Here is a 25,833-nt window from a genome sequence, read left to right on the forward strand (position 1 = left end):
GTTGTCGATGACACGACCGTACGGCCGGAACGGCCCGTCCATCGATACGGGATTCCGCACCCGCCCCCACACCCGGGAATGCGGAAATACGGAAGGCGCCGCACCGTGGATACGGTGCGGCGCCGGATAACGCCGAAGTGGTCTGCGAAAAGCGGAATTCAGTGGGCCCGGGCGGCCTCGGCGACGAACTCGTCGATCTTCGCGCGGCGGGTCAGTCCGCCGTTCACGGCCCAGTTCCCCTCCGGGACCTCGTGGACGACGAACCAGACGACGGTGTCGGGCCCCGTGGCGTCCCGGACCTGGCGGGTGACCTCGGCGGAGAGCACCTCGTTCCGCTCGGGGGTGAGGAAGCCCTCCAGCGGGGTGACCACGACCAGGACGCCCGGGGGCGTGCCGGCACCGGTGGTCGCGAGGCCCTTGGCGGCCTCGCGGACGTAGACCCAGGTGGCGGCGGCGAAGAAGTCGGTGCGGGGCAGTTCCATGGCCGTCAGCACGGAGTCGGCGACCTGCTGTTGCAGGACTCCGGCGGCGGCTTCGGAGAGGGTGCCCTCGGGAACGGTTATCTCGACCAGTGGCATGGTGACTCCCATCGTGCGTGCGGGGTGGGTGCGAGGAGAAGGAGACGGTCAGCAGGCCAGTGCGGCTTCGAACCGGTCTATGGCGGCGGCCAGTTGGGCGCGCCGGCGGATGTCGAGCTTGCGGTAGATCCGGGTGATGTGCAGCTCCACGGCCCGGGTCGACACCGTGAAGGACTCGGCGATCTGCTTGTTGGTCAGACCGTCGAGCATCATCGTGGCGATGCGGCGCTCGTGGGCGGTCAGTTCCTCACGGGCGCGTGCCGGGACGATCGGTGCGACGGGCGCCGGGACGCCCCCGCGTATTCGCTCGTGGGTGCCGGCCCCGCCGGTGGAGCGCTCCAGGCCGGCGAGCACCACGTGCCCCATGACCGCGTTCCATTCCCGGACCCGCAGCTCCCCGATGACCTGGGCCTGCGCGTACGGGTCGGCGTACAGCACCCGTAAGAGGGTGCGGCGGTCGGGGGACTCACAGACGAGGAGTTCGCCGGTGCCGTCCCGCCAGGGTCCGCCACCGAGCAGGATGCCCCGCGCGGCCATCCTTTTCCAGTAGGTCCGGTGCGCCTCTCCGAAACTCAACCGGTCCGTCTCATTGCCACGGAAAACGAGTTCGACCACAAAAGCCACGTGCGACTCCCCCATAAAGGCCGGGTGTTTCCGTTTCCGACGCTACCACCCACTACCGGCCCGAAGAATGAACACAATGTTGCGGTCGGCGGCCCGGCATTAACGGAGATCCGGAGGGGGATTCGAAGGGAAGGCCCGACGGGGGAATGGCGTCCACCCGGCCGCCGAAAACGGCCGGGTATCGCCTTGCGCTGCCGAATTTCGACGGTGTCCGGTTAATCGGCCGCCGCTGCCGTCGGTACGGGGGCGGCCTCGGGAGCCGGTGCGGCCGCGGCGGGCTTCGGCTTGCGCCGGAGGAGGCCGGTGGCGGCGAGGACCGCCGCCGCCCCGAGCCACACCGTCCAGCCCAGCGGCTCGCTCAGCACGACGGCGCCGAGGGCCACGGCCACGGCGGTCATCAGATAGGTGACGGTGGAGGCCACCGTGGGCCCGTCCTTGATGATCAGCTCGAAGTTGAGCAGCGCGGCGAAGCCGGTGCACACCACGCCGAGGACGAGGACCGCGATCACCGAGTCGGTGCGCCAGGTGATCGTCTGGAGGCCGAGGAACGGGAAGGCGACCAGGAGGAGCACGGTGGCCGCGCTGAGCTGGCCGCCGGCCAGCATGAGGGGCGGAACGCCCCGGCCGACGAGGAACCTGCCCATGTAGGCGAAGCTGGCGCCGAAGCTGATCGAGCCGAGGACGAAGCAGAGGATGCTCCAACCGGTGCCCGTCGAGGCCGAGTTCCAGGGCGAGGCGATGAGCGCGGTGCCGCCGAGGCCGAGCAGCACCCCGCCCGCCTTGAGGCCGGAGACCTTCTTCTCCTGGCCGAGCAGCAGGGCGGCGGCCAGCGTCCAGATCGGCGCGCTGCCGTTGACCACGGCGGCGACGCTGCTGGACCCGGCGATCTCGCCCTCGGCGTACAAGGTCCACGGCACGGCGTTGCCGAGCAGCGCCGCGACCGTCAGATGGCCCCAGGTCGCCGCTTCCCTGGGCAGCCGGAGCCCTTTGGCGTACCCGATGGCGAGGATGACGACGGCGCCGAGCGCGAGCCTGATCAGGACCATCTGCACGGGCGAGAAGCCGTACCCGGCGATCTTGATCCACAGGAAGACGGAGCCCCAGATCAGGCTCAGCGCGGCCAGCCGCGTGTACGTGGCTTTGGACATGGGTGTTTCCCGCTCTACGAGAAGAGGAGTGAGGGAGGAGGCAGGGGGGACGCGCGCCCGGCGGTCCGCGGTACGGCAACGAGCCTCGCAGCGGCGGCCGGGCGGGTCCAGCAACGGCTCGTGGACGGTACCGTCCACGAGCCGTGGCGAATCGCGTTCCGCCTGGTCAGGCGGCGACGGCCGCCCCAGCCACGGTGCGCAGCGCGTCCAGGACGGCGGCGATCTCCGGAGAGGTCTGGCTGCCCTCGCGTACGGCCGCGAAGACCGTGCGGGACGGGGCCTGCTCGCTGAACGCGCGGATCGTCACCTCGGGCCGCGGCGCCGGCTTGGCGAGGCGCGGGACGAGCGCGACCCCGAGGCCGAGCCGCACCGCCGCGAGCGTGGCGTCCCAGTCGCCGATGGCGTGGGAGGCCTGCGGGGTGAACCCGGCCGCCGTACAGGCGGCCACGCCGATGTCGTGACACATGCCGGTGGTGGCGAAGATCCACGTCTCGTCGGCGAGGTCGGCCAGCCGCAGGCGCGGAGCGTCCAGGAGCCGGTGGCCCGCCGGCAGGGCGATGTCGAAGGGGTCGGCGCAGAGCGCGACCCGGTGGAACCGGCCGTCGAGACGGCCGTCGTCACCCGCCGGGCCCGGATTGCTCGTGGTGTCCGCGGAGATGACGACGTCGGTCTCGCCGCGGTGCAGCAGGGAGAAGCTCTCCGGCGGGTCGACCTCGGCGAGCGAGGTCCGCAGCAGCGGCCGGGTCTCCCGCAGCCTGGCCACGGCGGGCAGGATGAGCGCCGACAGGGTGGTGGAGAAGCCGGCCACCGCCACCTCGCCGCGCTCGCCGCTCTGGTGGGCGGCGAGCTCCGCGCGCATCTGCTCGACCTGGGTGAAGACGGCGTCGGCGTGCCGGAGCACGATCCGCGCCGCACCGGTCAACCGGAGCCTGCGTCCTGACGGTTCGGTGAGCGGGACGCCCAACTCCCGTCCCAGGGCGCTGATCTGCTGGGAGACGGCCTGCGGGGTGAGGTGGAGCGCCTGGGCGGCCGCGCTGACGGTGCCGCGCTCGCTGAGCTCCCGCAGCACGCGCAGCTTGCGCAGGTCCGGATCGGCCACGTCACGCCCTCCCTCCCGCTCCCGCCGTTCGGTCATCGTACGCAGCCGGCGTCCACGTCGATGACCTCCTTGGCCAGTGTCTCCAGGACGTCGAGGTCCCGCGCGGTGCGGCCCGCCTCGCGCCGGTCGCCCGGGTAGGTGGGGTCGAGGACGACGGCCCGCGCGCCGAGGTCCTGGAGCAGTCCGAGGTCGTCGGCGATCTGTGCCCGGGTGCCCTCGCCGAGCAGCCGGCCGGGGCCGAGCGGCCGTGGGGTGACCCGGAGTTTGATCCGGGGGCAGACGTCGGGGACGGGACGTTCCTGTTCCTCGGCGACCTGCCGGAGCGCGGGCAGTCCCACGCCGAGCAGCCAGTCCCCCGAGACGGACGTGGGGTGCCAGGCGTCGCCGAGCCGGACGGCCCTGCGCAGCGCGCCGTAGCTGTGCCCGCCGACCCAGACGGGCGGCCCGGGGCGCTGCACGGGCAGCGGCCCGGTGTGCACCTCGCGGAAGGAGACGTGGGCGCCGTCGAAGGAGGCGACCTCGTCGGCCCAGCAGGCCTTGATCGCGGCGAGGTACTCGTCGCTGATGGCGCCGCGCTTGCGGTACGGCACGTCGAGGACGGCGAACTCCCGGGCGGCCCAGCCGGCCGCCGCGCCGAAGACGAGCCGGCCGTTGCTGAACCGGTCGATGTTGGCGGCGACGCGGGCGGTGTGCACGGGGTGGCGGTACGGGAGGATCGTCACCGTGGTGCCGAGTCCGACGGTCCTGGTGACCCCGGCGAGCCAGGCGAGGGTCGCGAAGGGGTCGTAGAACGGGGCGGGGAACAGGTGCTGGACGTCCGGGGTGAGCGCCACGTGGTCGGAGACCATGGCGTAGTGGTAGCCCATCGACTCGACCCGCAGCGCCCAGTCGGCGAGGGCGTCGGGGGTGGCCTCGGGCCCGTAGTTGGGCAGATTGACGCCGAATTTCATGGCGTGTTCCTTTCCAGGGGCTGGGCCGCGGTCGCGTCCGCGGCTCCGCCCCCGTGGGTGACGTCGTCGTCCGGGGGGTGCGGGCCGGGCCCGGTGTCGCGCCGGGCGACCGTCCGGGCCACGGTGAGGTGGAGGAGGACTCCCGCGAGCGCGACCCCGGCGGCGGGGAGCGGGAGCCAGCGGGCGTCGAGCCCGTGGGCGAGGGCGAGGCCGCCCAGCGCGGAGCCGACCGCGCCGCCGAGGTAGGTGGCGGAGCTGTTGAGGCCGACGGCGGCGGCGCCCGCGGAGCCTCCGGAGCCGTCCTGGGCGAGCAGCCGGTGCTGCTGCGGCACGACGAACGCCCAGCCGACGGCGCCCCAGAGGAGCAGGGGCAGCAGGACGAGGCCCGGCGGGGTTCCGGTCCACGGCAGCAGCGCCAGGGCCCCGCCGAGGGTGCCGAGCAGCGTGACCGCGAGCAGCGACGGTCTCCCGGTCCGGTCGACGAGCGTCCCGGCGAGGAGGCTGCCGCACACCCCGCCGATCCCCCACACCCACAGGTACGGGACGGCGCTCCCCACGTCGGCGACCCGGTGTAGGACCGGTTCCAGATAGGTGTAGAGCCCGAGGCTGGCCACGGTCTGGGTGAAGGTGACGGCGACGACGACCGCGACCCGGGGCCGGGCGAGTGCGCCGAAGCGGGCCCGCAGTGTGGGCGCCGCGACTCCCCGGACCTCCGGGAGCGCCGTCGTGACGCCGAGCAGCGCGACCAGGCCGAGCCCCGTGATCAGCCACAGGGCGGACCGCCAGCCGGAGCCGGCGGCGACGAGCAGGCCGAGCGGGACCCCGAGGACGGTGCCCGCGCTCATCCCGCCCAGGACCAGTCCGAGGGCCCGCCCCCGCCGTTCGGGCGGCACGAGCGCGACGGCGGCGGTCGCCGCGGCCGGGGTGAAGAGGCCGGCTCCGGCGCCGGCGAGGGCCCGGGTGCCGAGCAGGGCGGCGTACGAACCGGCCAGCGCGCTCCCGGCGTTGGCGACGGCGAAGACGACCAGCGCGGCCACGATGAGCGTGCGGGTGCCCCACCGGGCGAGTACGGCCGAGAACAGCGGCGCGGCCAGCGCGTAGCAGAGGGTGAAGGCGGTGACGGACTGGCCGGCCAGCGACACGGAGACGTCCAGGTCCGCGCCCATGGCCGGGAGCAGTCCGGCCATCGCGTAGGCGTCGGTCCCGACGGCGAAGGAGCCGAGTGCCAGCGGGGCCACCGCGCGCGTGCCGCCCATCACGTCCCCCTCGTCGTGCGTCTCCGTACGTCCTACGGAGCGGTCCTCGGGACGCTACCGACCGGGTGCGGCCCGCACGGCCCACACCGCCGAAGAGGGTTCGGAGTTCCGCAGCCTCCCGACCTCGCGCCCCTCGATCAGGCCGGTCACCGGCCTACGGTGGATCACTCAAGGAACCCCAGGAGGGAGTCCACCGTGCTCGACCTGTCCGTCATCAACGCGATGTTCCCGCCCGACCTGCCGGAACCGGCCGACTGGGAGCGCCGGTTCCGGCCGCGCGCCCTGCCGGACGGCGCGGAGGTGACGCGGTTCGCCCCGAGCCCCACCGGACATCTGCACATCGGCGGCCTGTACACGGCGGCCGTCTCCCGGGCGCTCGCCCACCAGTCGGGCGGCGTGCACGTGCTGCGCGTCGAGGACACCGACCGTGCGCGGCGGGTCGCGGGCGCCGCCGAGGAGTTCTCCCGGCTCCTCGGCGCCTTCGGTCTCGCGCCCGACGAGGGCGGCGCCGCCGGTGACGGCGAGTGGGGCCCGTACCTCCAGTCGGCGCGGCGGGACGTCTACCTCAGCCAGGTGCGCGAGCTGCTGCGGCGGGACCGCGCCTATCCCTGCTTCTGCGGCAAGGAGCTGCTGGCCCGCAGCGGCGAGGAGCAGCGGGCGGGCCGGTCGCCGCTGGGCTACTACGGCCGCTGGGCGCCGTGCCGGACGCTCGCCCCGGCGGAGTCGGCGCGCCGGATCACGGCGGGCGAGCCGTACGTGGTGCGGTTCCGCTGCCCGTACGAGTTCCCCGGCCGGGTCCGCTTCGCGGACCGCATCCGAGGCTCCGTCACCATGCGGGACAACGGCAACGACATCGTTCTGCTCAAGTCGTCGCAGGACGAACTGCCGCTGCCCACCTACCACTTGGCGCATGTCGTCGACGACCACCTGATGCGGGTGACCCTCGTCGTGCGCGGCGAGGAGTGGCTCTCCTCGACCCCGGTCCACCTCCAGCTGCACACCGCGCTGGGCTTCGAGCCGCCCGCGTACGCGCACCTCGCGCCGCTGATGAAGGCCGAGGGCGCCTCGCGCCGCAAGCTCAGCAAGCGCAAGGACCCCGAGGCGTCGGTGGACTACTACCTGTCCGCCGGCTATCCGCCGGCCGCCGTCCAGCACTATCTGCGCGGCCTCGCCAACAACGCCCTGATGGACGTCCCCACGGCCCGGGCACTCGCCACCCCCGTCCGGCTCGACGGCATGCGCCCTTCGGGCCCCCTCCTCGACCTGCCCAAACTGCACTCCCTGAGCCGGGAGTTCATCGCCTCCCTCACCCCGGCGGAGGTCTACGCGCAGCTCCTCGCCTGGGCGGAGGAGTACGACCCCGAGCTCGCGTCCGTGCTCGCCCGCCACGAGCGGCTCGCCCTGGCGGCCGTCGCGGCGGGCCGGCCGGAGGGTGCGCCCGCCCGGAAGGACCTGGAGCGCTGGTCGTGCTTCCGCGACCGCTACGGCTTCTTCTTCGCGGAGCTCTTCGGGGCGCCGCCGGCCGCCGGGGACGACCGCTACGGCGGGCTGGCACCCGACCTGGTGCGCGGGATCGCCGCCGGCTTCGCCCGGGAGGGCCTCGACGCGGCCACGCCCGAGGAGTGGCGCGGAAGACTCGCGGAGCTCGCCGTCCGGCACGGCTTCGCCCCGGACACCGCCACCTGGCGCCGGGGGCCCGCCCGCTGGGCGGGACCGCCGAGGCAGGTCGCGAACGTGGTCCGGGTCGCCCTCACGGGCGCCACCCGAAGCCCGGACCTGTTCGCCGTGTCCGGGGCCCTGGGCCGGGACGAGGCGCTGCGCCGCCTCACCGCCGTGGCGGGGTGAGGGGGCGCGGCGCCTCCCGGGTTCATCCCAGCGGCAGGCTGCGGGCCAAGGCGCGGGCGCCGGGAGCCGTCGGCGCGGACGTCCTGAGGAGTCCCTTGTCGCTGGAGCTCGCGGGCGCGGTCGCGCCCACCGGGGTGGTGGTCATGGGCCGGGCGGCGGCACAACGCTGCTTCTCCGCCTCGGACATGGGTCCGGTGCGTTGGAGCAGCCGGTCGGGCACGGTCCGGGAGGGCCCGTCGACGACGGCGTGCAGCCGGTAGTCGTCCTTCTTGCTGACGAACCAGCCCTCGACCCGCTCACGGCTCGGCTGCAGCTCGACCCAGCTCACCTCGCCGGGCTGGATCCGCTCGACGACCGTCCGCTGGTCGCTGCTGAACCACTGCCAGGGCCGCTGCCAGCCCTTCTCGTACGCCAGGGCGAACTGGGCGGCCATCGGCCGCTCCCTGGCCCGCTTCTCGTCCTCCTCCCGCACTCCGCTGGTGGGCAGTCTGGCCACCTCGTTGAGCGCGAGGCCGGCGTCGGCGTACGTCTGGGAGATGCTGTCGTGGCTCCGCTCGGCGTACGAGACGAGCCGGCTGTGCTCCAGTGTGTTCCGGGTGCAGTTGACGAAGGCCTCGCCGACCACCCGCGCCTCGTCGTAGTAGCGGAAGGACATCCGGGTGTCCGGCCGGAAGACGCAGGCGTTCTCGCCGTTGCAGGCGGCGGCCGCGTTGTGGAGGGTGCTCTCGCGCTCGTTGCCCTTGTACGCCTCCGAGGTGCCGAGGCGCGTCTTGTCGACGGTCTCGTCGAGGGCGGGCGGCACCTCGACCGCGCGGATGCGGGCGATCATCGGCGAACAGGTCACATGTGTACGGGAGTCGGCGACCCGGGAGGTGAAGGTGAGCACCGGGTCGTTCTCGCCGGCGGTGAACACGTAGGCGCGGCCGGTCCAGCGGCCCTTGCCGGGGGTGCCCTTCACCCGGTCGGGGTCGCCCGCGGTGGTGACCTCCTGGACGGGGCCGCCGGAGCCGTTGACCGCGTACGGCTGGCCGTCGACGACCTGTTCGCCGGTGCACTCCTTGGAAACGGCGGGGCTGTCCTCGTAGGTCACGGTGACCTTGGCCCCCGCCCGGACGCCGCGGAGCCGCTGCCGGAGGGTGTTGCCGTCCTTCTGGAGGGCGACGCCGTGGGAGGCGTCGGTGCGGCCCGAAGCGGCGGGCGAGTAGCGCTGGTTGAGTCCGGTCCAGAAGTCGATGCCGACGGTGGTCGGGCCGTCGCCCTTCATGACCGGGTCGGCGAAGTCGCCGTTGAGGACGTTGACGGCCTGCTCGGCGGGGGCGGCGTGGGCCGCGTGCGCGTCGGGGACGACGGGCAGCAGCAGTCCCGCGGCACCGAGGACGGCGAGGGCCGGGAGCGTGGTGCGGTTCATGGGGGTTCTCCTCCCGGGTCAGGAAGCGGCGGGCAGGACGACGACGCGCTTCGGCTCGGCGCCCGGGGGCACCGCCCGCGCGGCGGGGACCTCGGCGGCGGAGACCGGACCGGGTCCGGGAGCCGGAGCCGGGCCGGGGCCGGGAGCCGGCGCGGGGGCGGTGGACCCGGTGGGCCGCGTGCCGCCGCAGACGCCGGCGGGTGCGGCGTACGTCTGGGCGATGAAATTGCTGCTGGTGACCATCGAGGGGCTGTCCACGACGATGCCGAGGATCCGCTCCCCGGTGTCGGTGACGAGGCTGCCGACCACGCGCCGCATGGCGGCGCTGGCACCGAAGACGAGCATGTCGTGTGCGTTGACGGTGGTCTTGTAGACGGTCGTCTCGGTGTTCTCGATGGTCCAGGACTTGGAGTACGTGGCCTTGAACGCCGCCTCGAAGGCGAGCTTCGCGCTCAGGGAGCCGGACACCTTGGCGCCGCCGGAGACCGAGGTCTTGGTCCCGTTCGTCGAGGTCGGCCCGTCCTTGAGGTTGGGTGTCTTGTTCTCGCTGGTGATGTCGTTGGCGAGGTTGGTGGTGACCTCGCCGGAGGCGCTGACCGTGCCCTCGGCGGCGATCTTCCCGGAGATCTCGCCGCCGATGTTGTCGGTGCTGGCGGTCTTGAGGGTGACGGTCCGGTCGACGGTCATGTCGTTCTGGGTGCAGTTGATCACCGCGTTGCCGAGCGACTTCACGGCGGTGACGTACTCGCGGCCCAGCTTGCGGTCGATGGTGAAGGTGCAGGCGGAGCGCTTGGTGCCACAGCGCTCCAGGACGTCGGCGACCTTGGCCGGGCGTCCGTCGGCGGTGAGGGCGCGGGGGGCGGGGGTCTCGCCCGGCCCCTCCTCGGGGGCGGCGACGGCGGGCGGCGCGAGGGCGGCGGCGGCGAGGCCGAGGAGGACGGAGAGGGCGGGCAGCAGGGCGGCGCGGCGAAGGCACGCGGGCATGACGGGGGATCCCTTCGGGGACGGAGGGGAGCGGGGAGGGAACGGGGGTGGAGCGGCGGGAGCCAGGGGGAACGGGCGCGGGAGTGCTTGGGGGGAGGCGCGCGGGGGTGCTTGGGGGGGAGGTGCGCGAGGGTTCTTGGGCGGATGCGCGCGCGGGGCGCGGCTCAGCTGCCGAGCAGGGTGCAGAGCTGGTCGACCGGGAAGGGGGACCGTCCCGGGTCGGTCGAGCCCTGGGGCAGGGAGCCGGGGAAGGACTCGCAGGTCGAGGTCACGGCCTCGGCGGCGTTGTTGCCCGGCTCGGGCTCGTTCGAGGAGATCGTGTCGGTCATGTCCTTGAGGCCCTGCTCCTCGGCGGCACCCTTGCCGCCCGTCAGTTTGCTCATGCAGGAGGACGAACCGGGCGGGCACTCCTCGAGTTTGTCGCCGGCCGCCTTGATGTCCTTGTCGGCCTTGCCGGCCGCCTCCTGGGTCTTCTTCTGCTGCTCCTCGATCTCCTTGGCCTCCTTGGCGTTGGCCTCCTTGTCCAGACAGGCCTGGTCGTCCGGCTTGCACTCCTCGGCGTGCGCCACGGAGGTCATGGGCAGGGCGAGGGTGGCGGCGAGGACGGCGGCGGTCAGCACACGACGTGCCGATGCCTTCAGTGCAGGCATGGAAACTCCCTTGGGACTGAGGCGAGTTGGGGCGCTCGGGCGGAAATGCCAGGGGCGGACAGGGGACTGTCCTCAAGATCACCGAGCGCATCCCGACGCTAGCCGCCGGGGCCCCGGCGCCCCGGCGCGACACACGGCGCGAGACGCACCGACGGGCCCGCTCACCACTTCGGCGGAGCGCACTCGGAGCCGCCCCGAAGGGCCTGATCAGGGGCGTCGGCGAGCCGGTGCGGGGACCCGCAGGTCCACCCGTTCGTAGGGAATCGGGGCGGCGGGCGAGAGGGCGGGCGGCCGTACACGGCGGGCCCCTCACTCCCCCGGACGCCGCCGTTCGGCCGCCGTCCGGATCCGGCCGCGACGACCCTCACCGGGCGGGCCGGGAAGCCGAACGCGCCCCCGGGACCACAGCTCCGAACGGCTGTCCGTCAGACGGGTGTTTCACCGCTCCCGGCTCGCCGCGGTGATCATTCTCGGACAGTCTGCTCATGTGCCCGGCGGCCCGTCCCGGCCGCCGCACCCGGCCGTGGGCGCCCCATGCCCAAGGGCCCGGCACGGCCTGTCCGCATGACCCGCGCCCACCCCGCACGCGCCCCCGCCCTCCCCGCGGGGCCGCCGGACCGGGCGCAGCGCTCCCGTATGTCCCCATCGAAGGAGAGCAGAGCCATGTCCCGTACACGCCGCAGTCCCCTGCGTACCCCGTTCCCCCGAAGGCCCTTCACGGCCGCCGCCGTCCTCACGGCCACCGCCGCGCTCGCCGCCGTGCCGGCCCTGGCGCTCGCCCCGGCCGCGACCGCCAACGAGGGCAACCCGACGGTCCTGAGCTGGGGCGCGGGCCGCACCGGCCAGCTCGGCAACGGCACCCTGTCCGACAGCCTGAGCCCGTCCTCGGTCACCAGCCTCTTCCGCGGCGACGTCGACCAGCTCTCGGCCGGCGGCACCTCGTCGGCCGACTCGTTCGCCCTCGCCCGTACCGACAAGACGGTCAAGTCCTGGGGCCACAACTCCTCCGGCCAGCTCGGCAACGGCGGCAACACCAACCAGACCGTGCCCACCACCGTCCCGCGCCTGAGCAACATCAAGGACATCGCGGCCGGCGGCAAGCACGCCCTCGCCCTCGACACCAGCGGCCAGGTCTACTCCTGGGGCGACAACGCCTACGGGCAGCTCGGCAACAACCGCACCGGCGACAGCCGCACCGTCCCCGACCGCGTCCAGGGCATGCCCAAGGTCAAGCAGATCTCGGCCGGCTGCGACTTCAGCCTCGCCCTCCTGGAGAACGGCAAGGTGTACGCCTGGGGCCGCGGCATCCACGGCCAGCTCGGCACCGGCAACCGCTCCACCAGCTCCGTGCCCCGGCAGGTCACCGGCCTGGAGAACGTCGTCGAGGTCGACGCCGGCTGCCACCACGCCCTCGCGCTGACCGCCGACGACACCGTCAAGTCCTGGGGCTACAACCTCTACGGCCAGCTCGGCAACTCCTCCACCAAGTCCTCCACCGTCCCCGTCGACGTCGACTGGGTGGAAGGCGTCTCCGACATCGAGGCGGGCGCCTTCCACAACTACGTCATGACCAGCGACAGCCACGTCTGGGGCTGGGGCAACAACCAGTACGGCCAGCTCCTGGAGTCCGACGAGGCCTTCGACTCCAACGTCTCCCGCACCAACCGCACCGCCCCGGTCGAGATCCCGCGCCTCGAAGGCGTCCAGCACCTCGCGGCGGGCGCCCGGCACGGCGTCGCCGTCACCGCCGACGACGTCTTCACCTGGGGCCACAACGGCGAGGGTCAGCTCGGCAACGGCACCACGGTCTCCCGCTACGAGTCGGTGAAGATCCTCAACGAGGGCTCGGCGGTCAAGAACGTGGCCGTGTCGCTGGGCGGCAACACGACGTACGCGTACTGAGCGGGAGCGTGCTCCGATGACGTACGCGTACGCACGCGGTGTCGCCGCGGCGCTCACGTTCCTCGCCCTCGCCGGCACCCCCGCCCACGCCGAGCCCCGCGACCCCTGGGCCCGCGCCTGGGGCCAGAACAACTCCGGTCAGCTCGGCAACGGCTCCACGCTCGACCAGCTCACGCCCTCCTCCGTGAAGGGCCTCGCCCGGAACGACGTGCGCGAGCTGACGAGCGGCGGCTGGTCCAAGGACCAGGTGTTCGCCCTGGCCCTGCTGCACGACGGAACCGTCCAGTCCTGGGGCGGCAACGTCAACGGCCAGCTGGGCGACGGAACGACGGCCAACCGGCCGTACCCGGCCCCGGTCGCCGGTCTGTCCGGGGTGTCCGACATCGCGGCGGGCCTCGACTTCGCCCTGGCTGTACGGGGCGGCCGGGTGCTGTCGTGGGGGAACGACACCTACGGACAGCTCGGCGACGGCCTCCCCGACCCGACCTCGCCGGTCACCCGGCCCATCGCCGTCCAGAGCCTGAACAAGGTGAAGGAGGTGGCCGCCGGGTGCCAGTTCGCCGCCGCCCTGCGCGAGGACGGCACGGTGTGGACCTGGGGCCGGAACCACGAGGGCCAGCTCGGCATCGGCTCCACGACGGATCGGAACACGCCCCAGCGCGTCCCCGGTCTGGACGACGTCGTAGCCGTGAGGGCCGGTTGTCGGCACGTCCTCGCCCTGACCGCGGATCACCAGGTCAAGGCCTGGGGCCGCAACGGCGGCGGCGAGCTCGGCAACGACAGCACCGATCAGAGCACCTCTCCCGTCGACGTGAAGCACCTCGACGACGTCACCTCGATCCACGCGGGCCCGTACCACAACTTCGCGCTCCTGGGCGACGGCACCGTCCGTGCCTGGGGCGAGAACTGGGCCGGCCAGCTCGGCGACGGCACCAAGGTCAAACGGACCACCCCCGTCCCCGTCCCCGGGCTCGCAGGCGTCTCCTCGCTGCTCGGCGGATGGGGCTTCACCCTCGCCCTCCTCGACGACCAGTCCGTCCTCTCCTGGGGCGAGAACGACGTCGGCCAGCTCGGCGACGGCACCACCGCCTCCTCCCTGTCCCCGGTCGTCGCGCTGCCCCCGGGCAGCGGCACGACCCGCCTCGCGAGCGCCACCGCGTGGAAGACCAGCTATGCCTACTGAACCCCGAAAGGTTCCGCGGATGTCCCCCACCCTGCGCAGCACCCTGCTCGCCGCCCTCACGGCGGCCACCGCACTCGCCGTCCCCTGCCTCCCCGCCCACGCCGCCGCCGGCACCGACCCCTGGGTCCGCGCCTGGGGCGAGAACGCCCAGGGGCAGCTCGGCAACGGCAGTGTCCTCGCCCAGCAGACCCCCGCCGCCGTCACCGGCATCGCCCGCGACGACGTGCGCGAGCTGTCCGGGGGCGGGGGCGGCGCCGGCACCGCGGCCAACGGCTTCGCCGTCGCCCTCCTCAAGGACGGCACCGTGAAGAGCTGGGGCTCCAACACGACCGGCCAGCTCGGCAACGGCACCACCACCGCCCAGTCCTTCCCGGCGACGGTCGTGGGCCTCTCCGGGGTCAGCGAGGTCTCGGCGGGCCTCAACCACGTCCTCGCCGTCAAGGGCGGCCGGGTCCTCGCCTGGGGCAACAACGCCGCGAAGCAGCTGGGCACCGGCCAGGACACCACCAGCCCGTACAAGGCCCCGATCCCCGTGCAGAGCCTGGACAAGGTCAAGGACGTCGGAGCGGGCTGCGACTTCAGCGTGGCGCTCCGGCAGGACGGCACGGTGTGGACCTGGGGCAAGGGCGACAACGGGCGCCTGGGCACCGGTAGCAACACCACGCGCGAGACCCCGCAGAAGGTCCCCGACCTGACCGACGTCGAGTCCGTCGCCGTGGGCTGCGAGTACGTCCTCGCGCTGACCGCCGACGGCATCGTCAAGGCCTGGGGCAAGGGCGCCGAGGGGCAGCTGGGCAACGACTCGACCACCGACAGCAACAAGCCCGTCGACGTCGCCTACCTCGACGCCGTGGCCAGGATCTTCGCCACCTCGGCGTCCGGCTTCGCCGTCCTCGACGACGGCAGCCTGGCCGGCTGGGGCAAGAACACCGACCGGCAGCTCGGCGACGGCACGAACGCCAACCGCACCACCCCGGTCGTCCTGGACACCCTCAAGGGCGTCCAGAGCATCTCGGGCGGCGTCGACTTCACGGTGGCCGCGCTGGACGACGGATCGGTGATCGGCTGGGGCGCCAACGGCGCCGCCCAGCTCGGCGACGGCACGACCACCACCCCCACCGGCACCACGGTGGCCCTGCCGCCCGGCAGCGGCATCACCCAGGTCGCCGCGACCATGACGGGCAAGTCGGCCTTCGCCTACTGACCCGCCCCACGGCGTGCCGGGGGCCCGCGCGCGCACCCGCGCGGGCCCCCGGCAGCGCCCGCGAGGGGCCCGTCACACGGTCGAGCCTGGTCAGGGACGGCGGTGAGCTGGCAGGATCGCGGCATGTTCGCCTCGCTCTCCCGTGCCGCCCGCCGCCGTGTCCTCGCGGTGTCGGCCGCGCTGCTCGCGGTGTGCGGGGTGCTGGTGTGGTGGCTGGTCCCGTTCGGGTCACCGGCACCGAGCGGCTCGGTCACGTTCAGTACCGGGGTCCCCACCGGCGTCTACCAGCAGTACGGGGAGCTGCTCAAGGAGGCCCTGGCCCAGGACCTGCCCGAGGTGTCGATACGGCTCACGGACAGCGAGGGATCCCAGCAGAACCTGGCCCGGGTGGCTTCGGGCGAGGCCGACTTCACGATCGCCACGGCGGACGCGGTGGCCCAGTACCAGCGGGAGCGCCGACCCGGCTTCGAGCGGCTGCGCGGCTGCGCCCGGCTCTACGACGACTACGTGCAGCTCGTGGTGCCCAAGGACTCCCCGGTGCGGTCGGCGCGGGACCTCAAGGGCCTCCGGGTCGGCGTCGGCCAGGACGGGTCCGGCGTACGGCTGATCGCCGACCGGGTGCTCGCGGCGGCGGGCATCGCGCCGATCAGCGACATCGAGCCGGTCGCGGCGGGCATCGACACCATGCCCGGCCTCCTGGAGCAGGGGCGGCTCGACGCCTTCTTCTGGTCGGGCGGCCTCCCCACCCAGGCCGTGCAGGCCCTGGCCGACCGCTTCCTGGTCCGGCTGGTCCCGCTGGACTCCCGCGTGGTGGACCGGCTGCACGACGTCGGCCCGTCGACCCGGCACTACCGGTCGGCGGTGATCCCGGCCGACGCGTACGCGAAGGCGCAGGACGGCCGGCCGATCGAGACGCTGGCCGTGGCGAACCTCCTGGTCACCACGGACAAGACGGACGCGGACCTGGTCGAGGGCTTCACCCGTACGGTGATCCGGAGCCGTGACCGGATCGGCGCCCAGGTCCACCCCGCCCAGCTCGTGGATCTCCGTACCGCCGTGTACACCGAGCCCCTGACCCTCCACGACGGCGCCCGGCGCTACTACCGCTCGCTGAAGCCCTGACCTTCCGGGGCGCCCCGGCCGGGACTACGCCTCCCGGTCCCTGTCCCGGTCGGCGGGCGCGTACCGGGGCACGGTGACCGTGACCCGGAGGCCGTGGGGCTCGTTCGGCGCGAAGGCGATGCCGCCGCCGCCGGCCGAGAGCAGGACGCGCGTGATGGAGAGGCCGAGTCCGGAGCCCTTGACGTTCTGGTGCCGGCCCGAACGCCAGAAGCGGTCGCCGACCCGGGCCAGCTCGTCCTCGGTGAGGCCGGGGCCGCGGTCTGCGACGACGATGTCGACGCTCTCGCCGCCCGGGGACAAGGCGACGGAGACCGTGACCTCCTCGCCGGCGGGGGTGAACTTGAGCGCGTTGTCGATCACCGCGTCGAGGCCGCTGGACAGGGCGACGGGGTCGGCCCAGGCCGTCAGGGCCCCGCACTCCCCGGTGAGCAGGACGCCCTTGCCGTCGGCGACGGGCCGCCAGGACGCGACCCGCTCGTCGGTGAGCGCGCCGACGTCGGTCAGCCGCAGCTCGGCTTCGGCGTGCTCGGCGAGCGCCAGGTCGAGGAGGTCGTCGAGGACCTGGGCGAGGCGCTTGCCCTCGGTCCGTACGGACGCGATCTCCTCGTTGCCCTCGGGGAGTTCCAGGGCGAGCAGCTCGATGCGCAGGAGCAGCGCGGCCAGCGGGTTGCGCAGCTGGTGGGACGCGTCGGCGACGAAGGCCCGCTGCTGTTCGAGCGCGTCCTCGACGTTGTCGGCCATCTCGTTGAACGAGCGGGCGAGGCGTCGCAGTTCGGGGGGCCCGCCGGCGGCGGCGACCCGGGAGTTCATCCGCCCGGTGGCGATGTCGTGGGTGACGGAGTCGAGCACGCGCACCGGCCGCAGCACCCAGCCGGTGAGCCGGAACGCGGCGCCGACGGCGAGCAGCATCGCGGCGGACTCCCCCGCGAAGATCACGAGCCAGCCGCGCAGGACGCGCAGGCGGAGCTGTCCGGTGGGCGAGTCGGTGACGACGACGGCGACGACGTCGCCGTCCCGGACGACCGGGGAGGCGATGGTGAGCCGCGCGTGCCCCTGCCAGGGCCACACCTGCGGCGGGTCGTGGCTGCGCCGGCCGAGGAGCGCCTCGTTGAAGGCGCGCCTGCCCTCCCCCTCGTCCGGGACGGTCCAGTCCTCGGGCGCGGAGGCCATGGAGCGGTTGTCCCGGTAGAAGATCCCGGCCCGGATGCCGTACACGTCGTGGTAGCTGGCGAGTTCGCCGCTGAGGGTGGTGCGCCGCTCGTCGGTGCCGGGGCTGGTCTCGTTGACGAACTGGGCGAGCGCGGCGAAGCGGGCGGCGTCGTCGAGCCGGTCGACGACGACCCGTTGCTGTTCGGAGGCGGCGAGGCTGGCGGCGAGCGGGAAACCGAGGGCGAGGAGCACCCCGGCCATCAGGATGATGAGGAGCGGGAGGAGTCGGGTGCGCACGGGTCGGGGGTCCGGGGGTTACGCGGCGGGGGCGACGAGGCGGTAGCCGACGCCCCGCACGGTCTCGATCAGGGCGGGCATCCGCAGCTTGGAGCGCAGGGAGGCCACGTGCACCTCCAGGGTGCGGCCGGTCCCCTCCCAACTGGTGCGCCAGACCTCGCTGATGATCTGTTCGCGGCGGAAGACGACTCCGGGGCGCTGGGCGAGGAGGGCGAGCAGGTCGAACTCCTTGCGGGTGAGCGCGACGCTCTCGCCGTCGACGCTGACCCGGCGGGTGGGCAGCTCGATGGTGACGGGGCCGAGGCGCAGCTGCGTCCCGTCGGCGGCTCCGGTGGCTCCGGCCGTCTCCTCGGGCCCCGCGTTGCGCCGGCTGACGGCGTGGATCCGGGCGAGGAGCTCGCCGGGGTCGTAGGGCTTGACGACGTAGTCGTCGGCGCCGAGGTTGAGCCCGTGGATCCGGGAGCGCACGTCGGCGCGCGCGGTGACCATGATCACCGGGGTGGTGGTGAGCTTCCGGATGCGGCCGCAGACCTGGTAGCCGTCCTGGTCGGGCAGGCCGAGGTCGAGCAGGATCACCCCGTACGAGGGGCGCTCGCCCTGCGCGGTGGGCAGGACGGCCTGCAGGGCCTCCTCGCCGTTGCGGGCGTGCGTGACCGTGAAGCCGTGCTTCGCGAGGATCGCGGAGAGGGCGGCGGCGACGTGGTCGTCGTCCTCGACGAGCAGCAGTCGCATGCGTACCTCCTCCGTGGTGATCTGTTGATCGGCGGCTCTCTGTGTACCAGGTGGTACCAGGGCATGAACACCGAACATGGGTGTCACAGTCAAGTGTCCCCCTGTGACGCCGGCGTTTCCGTTATGCAGCCGGTACGGCCCGAGGTGCGGCGTTCACGTACGGTGCACGGCCGCAGCCGGATCGTTATCCTCAATTTCCGCTCAGATGTGATGACGGTCGTCACATCAGGTCTCTAGTGTCCTCCCCAACCGAGGAGGACGGAGCAAGAGGCCGATGAGCGGAGAGTCAGTGTCCAAGGGTCCCGAGGACACCCCGCGCGGCGCGGACGACCTGGTCGTACTGTCCGACGTGAACAAGCACTTCGGCGCACTGCATGTCCTCCAGGACATCGATCTGACGATCGCGCGCGGCGAGGTCGTGGTCGTCATCGGACCGTCCGGGTCCGGCAAGTCGACGCTGTGCCGCACGATCAACCGGCTGGAGAGCATCGACTCCGGCGCCATCACCATCGACGGCAAGGCGCTTCCGGCGGAGGGCAGGGAGCTCGCCCGACTGCGTTCCGACGTCGGCATGGTCTTCCAGTCGTTCAACCTCTTCGCGCACAAGACGGTGCTCGAGAACGTGATGCTGGGCCAGATCAAGGTCCGCAGGACGGAGAAGAAGGCCGCCGAGGCCAAGGCCCGTGCCCTGCTCGACCGGGTCGGTGTCGGCACCCAGGCGGACAAGTACCCGGCGCAGCTCTCGGGTGGTCAGCAGCAGCGCGTGGCCATCGCCCGCGCCCTCGCGATGGACCCGAAGGTCATGCTCTTCGACGAGCCGACCTCCGCGCTCGACCCCGAGATGATCAACGAGGTCCTGGAGGTCATGCAGCAGCTGGCCAGGGACGGCATGACGATGGTGGTCGTCACGCACGAGATGGGTTTCGCGCGCTCCGCCGCCAACCGGGTCGTCTTCATGGCGGACGGGAAGATCGTCGAGCAGGCGACACCCGAGGAGTTCTTCAGCAACCCGCGCAGCGACCGGGCCAAGGACTTCCTCTCCAAGATCCTTCACCACTGAGCGAGTTCGGGCCTATTCTTCCCAACTCACTTCTAGACCAAGGGACATTCTCGATGAAGCTTCGCCGCACCCCCGCCGCCGCCGCGGCCGCCGTCGTCCTCGCGCTCACCGCCACCGCCTGTGGCGGCGGCTCCGACTCGGGCAGCAACGGTGACAAGATCACCGTCGGCATCAAGTTCGACCAGCCCGGCCTGGGCCTGAAGACCCCGGACGGCACGTACGCCGGCTTCGACGTCGACGTCGCCCGCTACGTCGCCAAGGAGCTCGGCTACGCCGAGGACAAGATCAACTTCAAGCAGGCGCCGAGCGCCGAGCGCGAGAACCTGATCAAGAACGGTGACGTCAAGTTCGTCGTCGCCAGCTACTCGATCAACGACAAGCGCAAGAAGGAGGTCGACTTCGCCGGTCCGTACTTCCTGGCCCACCAGGACCTGCTCGTGCGCGCCGACGACAGCTCGATCACCAAGGTCGACGACCTCAACTCCAAGAAGCTCTGCTCGGTCACCGGCTCGACCTCCGCGCAGAACGTCAAGGAGAAGCTCGCCCCGAAGGCCGACCTCCAGCAGCTCGGCGGCTACTCCGAGTGCCTGACCGGCCTCGAGAACAAGGCCGTCGACGCCCTGACCACCGACGACTCCATCCTCGCGGGCTACGCCTCGCAGAAGGAGCACCAGGGCAAGTTCAAGCTCGCCGGCCTCCGGATGAGCGACGAGAAGTACGGCATCGGCGTCAAGAAGGGCGACGACGAGCTGCGCGGCAAGATCAACAAGGCGCTGGAGAAGATGGTCTCCGACGGCACCTGGGAGAAGCTCGTCAAGCAGCACTTCGGCCCCTCCGGCTACAAGTACGAGCCCGCGCCGAAGGTCGAGAACTGACCTGACCCGCTCCGGCCGTGACGGCCGCCGCCCGCGAGGGGCGGCCGTCACACCGGCACCGGCCGCTGCCCACGCACCGGCCGTCCCACCGACCGACCACCAGGGGAGAGCGCGGGCATCGTGTTCGACTTTCTTGATTCCGGGCAGTACGACCTGCTCGGCGCCTTCTGGGTGACGGCGCAGCTCGCCCTCTACTCGGCGATCGGCTCGCTGATCTGGGGCACGGCCCTGGTCTCCATGCGCGTCAGCCCGATCCCGCTGATGCGCGCCTTCGGCACCGCGTACGTGAACATCGTCCGGAACACTCCGCTGACGGTGGTCCTCGTCGCCTGCCTCCTCGGCCTCAACCAGACCCTGCTCATCACGCTCGGCGCGGACCGCTCCGAGGACATCGGCTTCCGACTCGCCGTCCTCGGACTCGTCGCGTACACCGGCACGTTCGTCTGCGAGGCGCTGCGCTCCGGCATCAACACCGTCCCGCCGGGCCAGGCCGAGGCCGCCCGCGCCCTCGGTCTGAGCTTCACCCAGGTGCTCACCCTGGTGGTCCTCCCGCAGGCCTTCCGCGCGGCCGTGACCCCGCTCGCCAACGTCCTGATCGCCCTCACCAAGAACACCACCGTGGCGGCCGCGATCGGCGCCGCCGACGCGTCGCTCCTGATGAAGACGATGCTCGAGAACGAGGCCGACGCGCTCTTCGCCGTCTTCGCGATCTTCGCCTTCGGCTTCATCGTCCTCACCCTCCCCACCGGCCTGATCCTGGGCTGGGCGGCCAAGCGACTGGCGGTGAAGCGATGAGCTCCGTCCTGTACGACACTCCCGGCCCGCGCGCCAAGCGGCGCAACGTCCTCTACACGGTCGCCTTCCTGGCGGTCCTCGGCCTGGTGGCCTGGTGGGTGCTCACCGCCCTGGCCGACAAGAACCAGCTGGACGCGGACAAGTGGAGCCCGTTCGTCACCGACTCCAAGGTCTGGACGACGTACCTGCTGCCCGGCCTGGTCGAGACCCTCAAGGCCGCCGCCCTCTCCATCGTGATCGCGCTGCCCCTCGGTGCCGCCCTCGGCATCGGCCGGCTGTCCGACCACCGCTGGGTGCGCGTGCCCGTCGGGGCGCTCGTGGAGTTCTTCCGCGCCATCCCGGTCCTGCTCCTGATGATGTTCGCCAACCAGGCCTACCGGGAGTTCACGACCGTCAGCTCCGACTTCCGCCCGCTGTACGCGGTCGTCACCGGCCTGGTGCTCTACAACGCCTCGGTGATCGCCGAGGTCGTCCGGGCCGGCGTCCTCTCGCTGCCCCGCGGCCAGGGCGACGCGGCCGTCGCGCTCGGCCTGCGCAAGGGCCAGACCATGCTGTACGTCCTGCTCCCGCAGGCCGTGACCGTCATGCTGCCCGCCCTGGTCAGCCAGCTCGTCGTGATCGTCAAGGACACCGCGCTCGGCGGCGCCCTGCTCGGCTTCGCCGAGCTGCTCAGCCAGAACCGGCAGATCACCGCCAACTACGGCGCCAACACGATCGCCACGCTCGTGGTCATCGCGCTCATCTACATCGGCATCAACTTCGCCCTCACCACCTTCGCGGGCCGCCTCGAACGGCGCCTGCGGCAGGGCAGGAAGTCCGCCGCGGTGACCCTCCCGGCCCAGGCCGGAGCCGCCGAGGCGAAGGCGAAGGCCGCCAGCGACGCCTGACTCCGACGGGGTCCCCGGGGCAACAGGGGTGGGCCGGAGCGGTACTGACTCGATGTCGACCGCACCGCGCCCACCCCGTCGCTTGACGCAAGCACCCTCAGTGGGTTGCATACGGTCTGTGATCAACCACCGGGCTCGTGCCACACTCGACTGTGCTGCCCCCATGACCGTCCGGCCTTCAGGAGCCGCGCCGTGGACCCGGTGATCATCGTGGGCGCGGGGCCCGTCGGCCTCGCGCTCTCCCTCGCCCTCGCCGCCCAGGGCGTGCCCAGCATCGTCCTCGACGAGGGCTCCGGCAAGGACGAGCCACGACCCGCCCGCAGCGTCCTGCTGCGCGCCGACATGGCCGCCATGGTCGAACGCCTGGGCTGCACCACCCTCCGTGACGAGGGCGTCCGCTGGGTCGGCTGGCGCAGCATGCGCCGCGGCCGGCTGGTGCGCCAGATCCCGCTCGACCTGGGACTCAGCGGTACGGAGGAATGGGCGGAGGACCCGGACGCGCCCGCCTCTCCGGCCGCCCCGCTGCACATCCCCCAGCACGCCCTCGCGCGCGGCCTGCGCGACGCCATCGGCCGCGAGCCACTGGTCCGCCTCGTGGCCGAGGCCCGGCTCGACACCATCGAGCAGGACCCCGACGGGGTCACCGCCCACACCCGCGGCCCCGAGGGCACCTGGTGGCGCGGCAGCCACCTCGTCGGCTGCGACGGGGCCCGGTCGACCGTCCGCAAGCTGCTCGGCATCCGCTTCCCCGGCCGCACCGCGGTGGAACGGCACGCGGTCGCCGCCTTGCGCACCGAACTCCCCTGGCCTGGCGAGGCCTTGATGCACCGCCAGCCGCCGTGGCGGGGAGCCCCCGACGAGATCACCGCCCGCCCGCTGCCCGACGGGGTGTGGCGGATCGACTGGCTGCTCCCGCCCCGCGGCGACCTCGTCACCCCGGACGCGCTGGTCGCCCGCATCCGCGAGACCCTCGCCGGCTGGTGCGACGGGGTGACGCCCCCGTACGAACTCATCGACACCGGCGTCCACACCCTGCACCACCGGCTCGCCCGCCGGTGGCGGGTCGACCGGGTCCTGCTCGCCGGTGACGCGGCGCACCTGCTCGGCGCGGTCGGCACGCAGGGCCTCGACGAGGGGTTCCGCGACGTCGACAACCTCGCCTGGAAGCTCGCCCTCACCTGGCACCACGGCGCCTCGGACCGGCTCCTCGACAGCTACCAGAGCGAGCGGCGGACGGCCGTCGCCTCCCGGCTGCGCGCGGCGGACCAGTCGCTGCCCGCGCTGCGCGGCGGCGGCGGCCTGCGGACGTACCTCCCCGGCGGTGCGCGCGGTCACGACGCCCTGCTGGCCGAGGGCCACGTGGGGCGCGGCCCGCTCGGCGCGCCCCCCGCGTACCCGCACTCCCCCCTCGCGCCTCCGCACTCCGACGGGCTGACGCCGATCGGCACCCCGCCCGGCGCCCCGGTCGAGGACGTCCGCGTGACCGCCCCGGACGGCACGACCGTACGGCTCCGGGACCGGCTCGGTCAGGGCCGGCTCCTGGTCGTCCTCGTCGCACCCGGCACCGGGGTGTGGGACCGCCGCCACTGGCGGAGCGCGGGTCTCATGCCCCGGCTCGAAGAGGCGGTCGCCGCCCTCCCGGCCAAGGCCGAGGTCCTGGTGACGGAGGCCTACCCGGGCGCCCCCGCCCACGCCGTCCTGCTCGTACGCCCCGACGGCCACCTCGCCGCCTCGTTCTCCGGGGTCCTCCCCGAGGAGCTGTACGCCGCGGCGGACGCGGCCCGCGGCGGCTCCCCCTCCGACGACCCCACGCCCGCCGCGGCGCCCGCCGCGGTGTCCACCGCCGATGACCGCACGGCGGACATGCATTGATTCCCGCGGGCGCGCATGGTGTACTCCGGAGCGTGACCGACACCTATGCGCGCCTGTGGCGGAGGGTCCACATGGACCTCGTCCGCTACGCGGGCTGCGTGTGTCGCCCCTCCTGCTGATCTCGCCTCCTTCCCCGCGCGCGCCCCGCCGCGGACGCCCCCAGGGCTGTCCGCGGTGCCGTGAGCCGTCGCGCGCCCTTCGCGAACCTCAGGACGGTCACCCGTGTCCCCACACGTCTCCGCACCCTCTCCCGCCCCCTCGGACACCCCTGCCGGCACGGCGGCCCCCGCGGGGCCGTCTGCGGCAGACCTGCTCGCCTTCGTCCGCCGCACGGCCGCCGACCGCGACCTCGTCGACTCGCTGCCGCTCGACCCCGAGGGCCGTACCTGGGTGCGCCTCGACGGCCCCGGCGGCAGTGAGGCCTGGCTCATCGGCTGGCCGCCCGGCACCGGAACCGGCTGGCACGACCACGCCGAGTCGCTCGGCGCCTTCGCCACCGCGCGCGGCACCCTGACCGAGAACGCGCTCGCGGTCCGCCTCCCCGCGAGCGGCTGGAAGACCCTCGAACTGGCCGACGGCCTCGACCGCACCCGCCGCCTGACGGAGGGCGGCAGCCGGGCCTTCGGCCGCCACCACGTACACGAGGTCCTCAACGAGTCACCCGACACCCACGCCGTGTCAGTGCACGCGTACTACCCGCCGCTCCCCCTGATCCGCCGCTTCAGCCGGACGGGCGCGGTGCTCCGCCTCGAACAGGTCGAACGCCCGGAGGACTGGCAGTGAGCGACGAACACGTGAGCCACGGACGAGTAGGCGGTAGGCGAGTGGGCGGCGGACCAGTGACCAACGGACAAGTGGCCCACGGGCGAGTGGCCGACGCACAAGTAGCCCGCGAGCGAGTGGCCGACGCACAAGTGACCCACGGGCGAGTGGGCATCGACGACCTCCTTGAGCAGGTCAGGTCGGGCCTCGACCGGATCGAGCCCCGGGCCGCCCACGAGGCGTACGAGGCGGGTGACGCGCTCCTGGTCGACACGCGTTACGCGGCCCTGCGGGAACGGGACGGCCTGATCCCGGGCGCGCTGATCGTCGAGCGCAACGAACTGGAGTGGCGGCTCGACCCCCTGGGCAGCCACCGCGCGACCGAGGCCGACAGCCACGACCTGCGGGTGGTCGTCCTCTGCAACGAGGGCTACGCCTCCTCCCTCGCCGCCGAGTCCCTGCGCCGCCTCGGCCTGCACCGGGCGACCGACCTCATCGGCGGCTTCCAGGCCTGGAAGGCCGCCGGCCTCCCCGTCCTCCTCCCGGCCACCCGCGCCTGACCACACCCCCCACCCCACCCCCGCTGCCGAGTGTCGAGTCCTTCTGTCCCCCCGCGGCAGAAGGACTCGCCCCAGCACAACAGGGCTCGCCTCGGCACGCCCCGTCCTACGAGGGCCCGTCCCGCCATCAGACCCATCCCCCACAGGCCCGTCCCCACAGGCCAGTCCTCCTAGGGCCCCCAACAGGCCCGTCCCCACAGGCCAGTCCCCCGCAGCCCCGTCCCCACAGGCCCGTCCTCCCAGGGCCCCCAACAGGCCCGGCCCCGACAAGCCCCGCACCGGCAGACCCGCACCGGCAGACCCGCACCGGCGCACCCGCCTCAGTAGGACTCGTCCAGCCCGTCCGTGTCCTCGCCCTCGGCCTCCAGGGCCTGGCGGACGACGCGGAGGGCCATGCCCTCGGGATAGCCCTTGCGGGCGAGCATCCCCGCGAGCCGGCGCAGGCGCCGGTCACGTTCGAGGCCGCGGGTGGCGCGCAGCTTGCGGTCGACGAGTTCGCGCGCCGTGGCCTCCTCCTGCTCGGAGTCGAGCCGGCTCACCGCCTCCTGGATGAGGGTGGGCTCGACGCCTTTGGTACGCAGCTCCCGCGCCAGTGCCCTGCGCGCGAGGCCCCGGCCGTGGTGCCGGGACTCCACCCACGCTCCCGCGAAGGCGGCGTCGTCGATCAGCCCGACGTCCTCGAAGCGGGAGAGGATCTCCTCCGCCACCTCGTCGGGAATCTCCCGCTTGCGCAGCGCGTCGGCGAGCTGCTTGCGCGTGCGGGGGGTCCCGGTGAGCAGGCGCAGGCAGATCGCGCGCGCCCGCTCAGCCGGATCCTGGGGTGACAGCTCCTTCTCGGCCCTCGACGAGTCGGGGCTGTCACCCGGCCATTCGGTACGACCGGTCACCGGT

Annotated in this window: 25 protein-coding genes; 13 read left to right on the forward strand and 12 right to left on the reverse strand. The window is 73.0% G+C overall.

The genetic code is table 11. The features are described 5' to 3' along the window. Positions 1-158: 158 nt before the first annotated feature. From MRBLMG1_RS22710 to MRBLMG1_RS22735, 6 genes are all read right to left on the reverse strand, one after another. Positions 159-578 (reverse strand): tautomerase family protein, encoded by a 420-nt coding sequence (locus MRBLMG1_RS22710; RefSeq protein ID WP_367825935.1) that lies wholly within the window; start codon positions 576-578, stop codon positions 159-161. Positions 579-626: 48 nt separating this feature from the next. Beyond that, positions 627-1,217 carry a LuxR C-terminal-related transcriptional regulator gene (locus MRBLMG1_RS22715; RefSeq protein ID WP_367825936.1) on the reverse strand — a complete coding sequence of 197 codons (591 nt, stop codon included), beginning with the start codon at positions 1,215-1,217 and terminating at the stop codon, positions 627-629. Between the two features lie 200 nt (positions 1,218-1,417). Then, positions 1,418-2,350, reverse strand: a complete 933-nt coding sequence (locus tag MRBLMG1_RS22720; protein ID WP_367825937.1) for a DMT family transporter — start codon at positions 2,348-2,350, stop codon at positions 1,418-1,420. Positions 2,351-2,516: 166 nt separating this feature from the next. After that, positions 2,517-3,485, reverse strand: a complete 969-nt coding sequence (locus MRBLMG1_RS22725; RefSeq protein ID WP_367825938.1) for a LysR family transcriptional regulator — start codon at positions 3,483-3,485, stop codon at positions 2,517-2,519. Further along, the gene (locus MRBLMG1_RS22730; RefSeq protein ID WP_367825939.1) at positions 3,482-4,399 is read right to left on the reverse strand and encodes a TIGR03619 family F420-dependent LLM class oxidoreductase; all 918 of its coding nucleotides are present in this window, start codon (positions 4,397-4,399) and stop codon (positions 3,482-3,484) included. Before MRBLMG1_RS22730 ends, MRBLMG1_RS22725 begins: the two co-directional genes overlap by 4 nt. Beyond that, positions 4,396-5,655 (reverse strand): MFS transporter, encoded by a 1,260-nt coding sequence (locus tag MRBLMG1_RS22735; protein ID WP_367825940.1) that lies wholly within the window; start codon positions 5,653-5,655, stop codon positions 4,396-4,398. Before MRBLMG1_RS22735 ends, MRBLMG1_RS22730 begins: the two co-directional genes overlap by 4 nt. A 195-nt stretch (positions 5,656-5,850) precedes the next feature. Here MRBLMG1_RS22735 and MRBLMG1_RS22740 point away from each other — a divergent pair, with 195 nt between their 5' ends. Next, on the forward strand, positions 5,851-7,500 hold the full coding sequence (locus MRBLMG1_RS22740; protein WP_367825941.1) for a glutamate--tRNA ligase: 1,650 nt from the start codon (positions 5,851-5,853) through the stop codon (positions 7,498-7,500). A 22-nt stretch (positions 7,501-7,522) separates the two neighbouring features. Here the strand turns inward: MRBLMG1_RS22740 and MRBLMG1_RS22745 are convergent, their stop codons facing one another. From MRBLMG1_RS22745 to MRBLMG1_RS22755, 3 genes are all read right to left on the reverse strand, one after another. Further along, positions 7,523-8,908: a hypothetical protein gene (locus tag MRBLMG1_RS22745; RefSeq protein WP_367825942.1), complete on the reverse strand. Its 1,386-nt coding sequence runs from the start codon at positions 8,906-8,908 to the stop codon at positions 7,523-7,525. 18 nt (positions 8,909-8,926) lie between these two features. Further along, positions 8,927-9,892: a hypothetical protein gene (locus MRBLMG1_RS22750; RefSeq protein ID WP_367825943.1), complete on the reverse strand. Its 966-nt coding sequence runs from the start codon at positions 9,890-9,892 to the stop codon at positions 8,927-8,929. 164 nt (positions 9,893-10,056) lie between these two features. Further along, on the reverse strand, positions 10,057-10,542 hold the full coding sequence (locus tag MRBLMG1_RS22755; RefSeq protein ID WP_367825944.1) for a hypothetical protein: 486 nt from the start codon (positions 10,540-10,542) through the stop codon (positions 10,057-10,059). A 663-nt stretch (positions 10,543-11,205) separates the two neighbouring features. Here MRBLMG1_RS22755 and MRBLMG1_RS22760 point away from each other — a divergent pair. The 4 genes from MRBLMG1_RS22760 (at position 11,206) to MRBLMG1_RS22775 (ending at position 15,953) form a co-directional block, all read left to right on the forward strand. After that, entirely contained in the window at positions 11,206-12,444 is a 1,239-nt protein-coding gene (locus MRBLMG1_RS22760; RefSeq protein WP_367825945.1) for an RCC1-like domain-containing protein, read from the forward strand. A 16-nt stretch (positions 12,445-12,460) separates the two neighbouring features. Further along, entirely contained in the window at positions 12,461-13,627 is a 1,167-nt protein-coding gene (locus MRBLMG1_RS22765) for an RCC1 domain-containing protein (RefSeq protein ID WP_367825946.1), read from the forward strand. A gap of 19 nt (positions 13,628-13,646) precedes the next feature. After that, the gene (locus MRBLMG1_RS22770; RefSeq protein ID WP_367825947.1) at positions 13,647-14,831 is read left to right on the forward strand and encodes an RCC1 domain-containing protein; all 1,185 of its coding nucleotides are present in this window, start codon (positions 13,647-13,649) and stop codon (positions 14,829-14,831) included. Positions 14,832-14,954: 123 nt separating this feature from the next. Beyond that, a complete protein-coding gene (locus MRBLMG1_RS22775) occupies positions 14,955-15,953 on the forward strand; it encodes a TAXI family TRAP transporter solute-binding subunit (protein WP_367825983.1) in 999 nt (332 codons plus the stop codon). 24 nt (positions 15,954-15,977) lie between these two features. Here the strand turns inward: MRBLMG1_RS22775 and MRBLMG1_RS22780 are convergent, their stop codons facing one another. Then, on the reverse strand, positions 15,978-17,399 hold the full coding sequence (locus MRBLMG1_RS22780) for a sensor histidine kinase (RefSeq protein ID WP_367825948.1): 1,422 nt from the start codon (positions 17,397-17,399) through the stop codon (positions 15,978-15,980). Positions 17,400-17,417: 18 nt separating this feature from the next. Beyond that, positions 17,418-18,131 (reverse strand): response regulator transcription factor, encoded by a 714-nt coding sequence (locus tag MRBLMG1_RS22785; RefSeq protein ID WP_367825949.1) that lies wholly within the window; start codon positions 18,129-18,131, stop codon positions 17,418-17,420. Positions 18,132-18,405: 274 nt separating this feature from the next. Here MRBLMG1_RS22785 and MRBLMG1_RS22790 point away from each other — a divergent pair, with 274 nt between their 5' ends. From MRBLMG1_RS22790 to MRBLMG1_RS22825, 8 genes are all read left to right on the forward strand, one after another. Further along, positions 18,406-19,191 carry an amino acid ABC transporter ATP-binding protein gene (locus MRBLMG1_RS22790; RefSeq protein ID WP_367825950.1) on the forward strand — a complete coding sequence of 262 codons (786 nt, stop codon included), beginning with the start codon at positions 18,406-18,408 and terminating at the stop codon, positions 19,189-19,191. Between the two features lie 53 nt (positions 19,192-19,244). Next, on the forward strand, positions 19,245-20,066 hold the full coding sequence (locus MRBLMG1_RS22795; RefSeq protein WP_367825951.1) for a glutamate ABC transporter substrate-binding protein: 822 nt from the start codon (positions 19,245-19,247) through the stop codon (positions 20,064-20,066). A 120-nt stretch (positions 20,067-20,186) separates the two neighbouring features. After that, positions 20,187-20,861: an amino acid ABC transporter permease gene (locus MRBLMG1_RS22800; RefSeq protein ID WP_367825952.1), complete on the forward strand. Its 675-nt coding sequence runs from the start codon at positions 20,187-20,189 to the stop codon at positions 20,859-20,861. Continuing rightward, the gene (locus tag MRBLMG1_RS22805) at positions 20,858-21,748 is read left to right on the forward strand and encodes an amino acid ABC transporter permease (protein ID WP_367825953.1); all 891 of its coding nucleotides are present in this window, start codon (positions 20,858-20,860) and stop codon (positions 21,746-21,748) included. The genes MRBLMG1_RS22800 and MRBLMG1_RS22805 overlap by 4 nt, the downstream gene beginning before the upstream one ends. Before the next feature lie 192 nt (positions 21,749-21,940). Next, positions 21,941-23,620 carry an FAD-dependent monooxygenase gene (locus MRBLMG1_RS22810; RefSeq protein ID WP_367825954.1) on the forward strand — a complete coding sequence of 560 codons (1,680 nt, stop codon included), beginning with the start codon at positions 21,941-21,943 and terminating at the stop codon, positions 23,618-23,620. A gap of 32 nt (positions 23,621-23,652) precedes the next feature. Beyond that, complete coding sequence (locus MRBLMG1_RS22815; protein ID WP_315986099.1) at positions 23,653-23,739, forward strand: putative leader peptide; 87 nt, start codon at positions 23,653-23,655, stop codon at positions 23,737-23,739. Between the two features lie 103 nt (positions 23,740-23,842). After that, positions 23,843-24,403, forward strand: coding sequence for a cysteine dioxygenase (locus tag MRBLMG1_RS22820; RefSeq protein WP_367825955.1), 561 nt, complete (start codon positions 23,843-23,845; stop codon positions 24,401-24,403). 131 nt (positions 24,404-24,534) lie between these two features. Then, positions 24,535-24,942 (forward strand): rhodanese-like domain-containing protein, encoded by a 408-nt coding sequence (locus MRBLMG1_RS22825; RefSeq protein WP_367825984.1) that lies wholly within the window; start codon positions 24,535-24,537, stop codon positions 24,940-24,942. Between the two features lie 320 nt (positions 24,943-25,262). Here the strand turns inward: MRBLMG1_RS22825 and recX are convergent, their stop codons facing one another. After that, complete coding sequence (gene recX, locus MRBLMG1_RS22830; protein ID WP_367825956.1) at positions 25,263-25,829, reverse strand: recombination regulator RecX; 567 nt, start codon at positions 25,827-25,829, stop codon at positions 25,263-25,265. Positions 25,830-25,833: the final 4 nt, after the last annotated feature.

Source organism: Streptomyces sp. LMG1-1-1.1, from assembly GCF_040815545.1.
Taxonomy (GTDB): Bacteria; Actinomycetota; Actinomycetes; order Streptomycetales; family Streptomycetaceae; genus Streptomyces.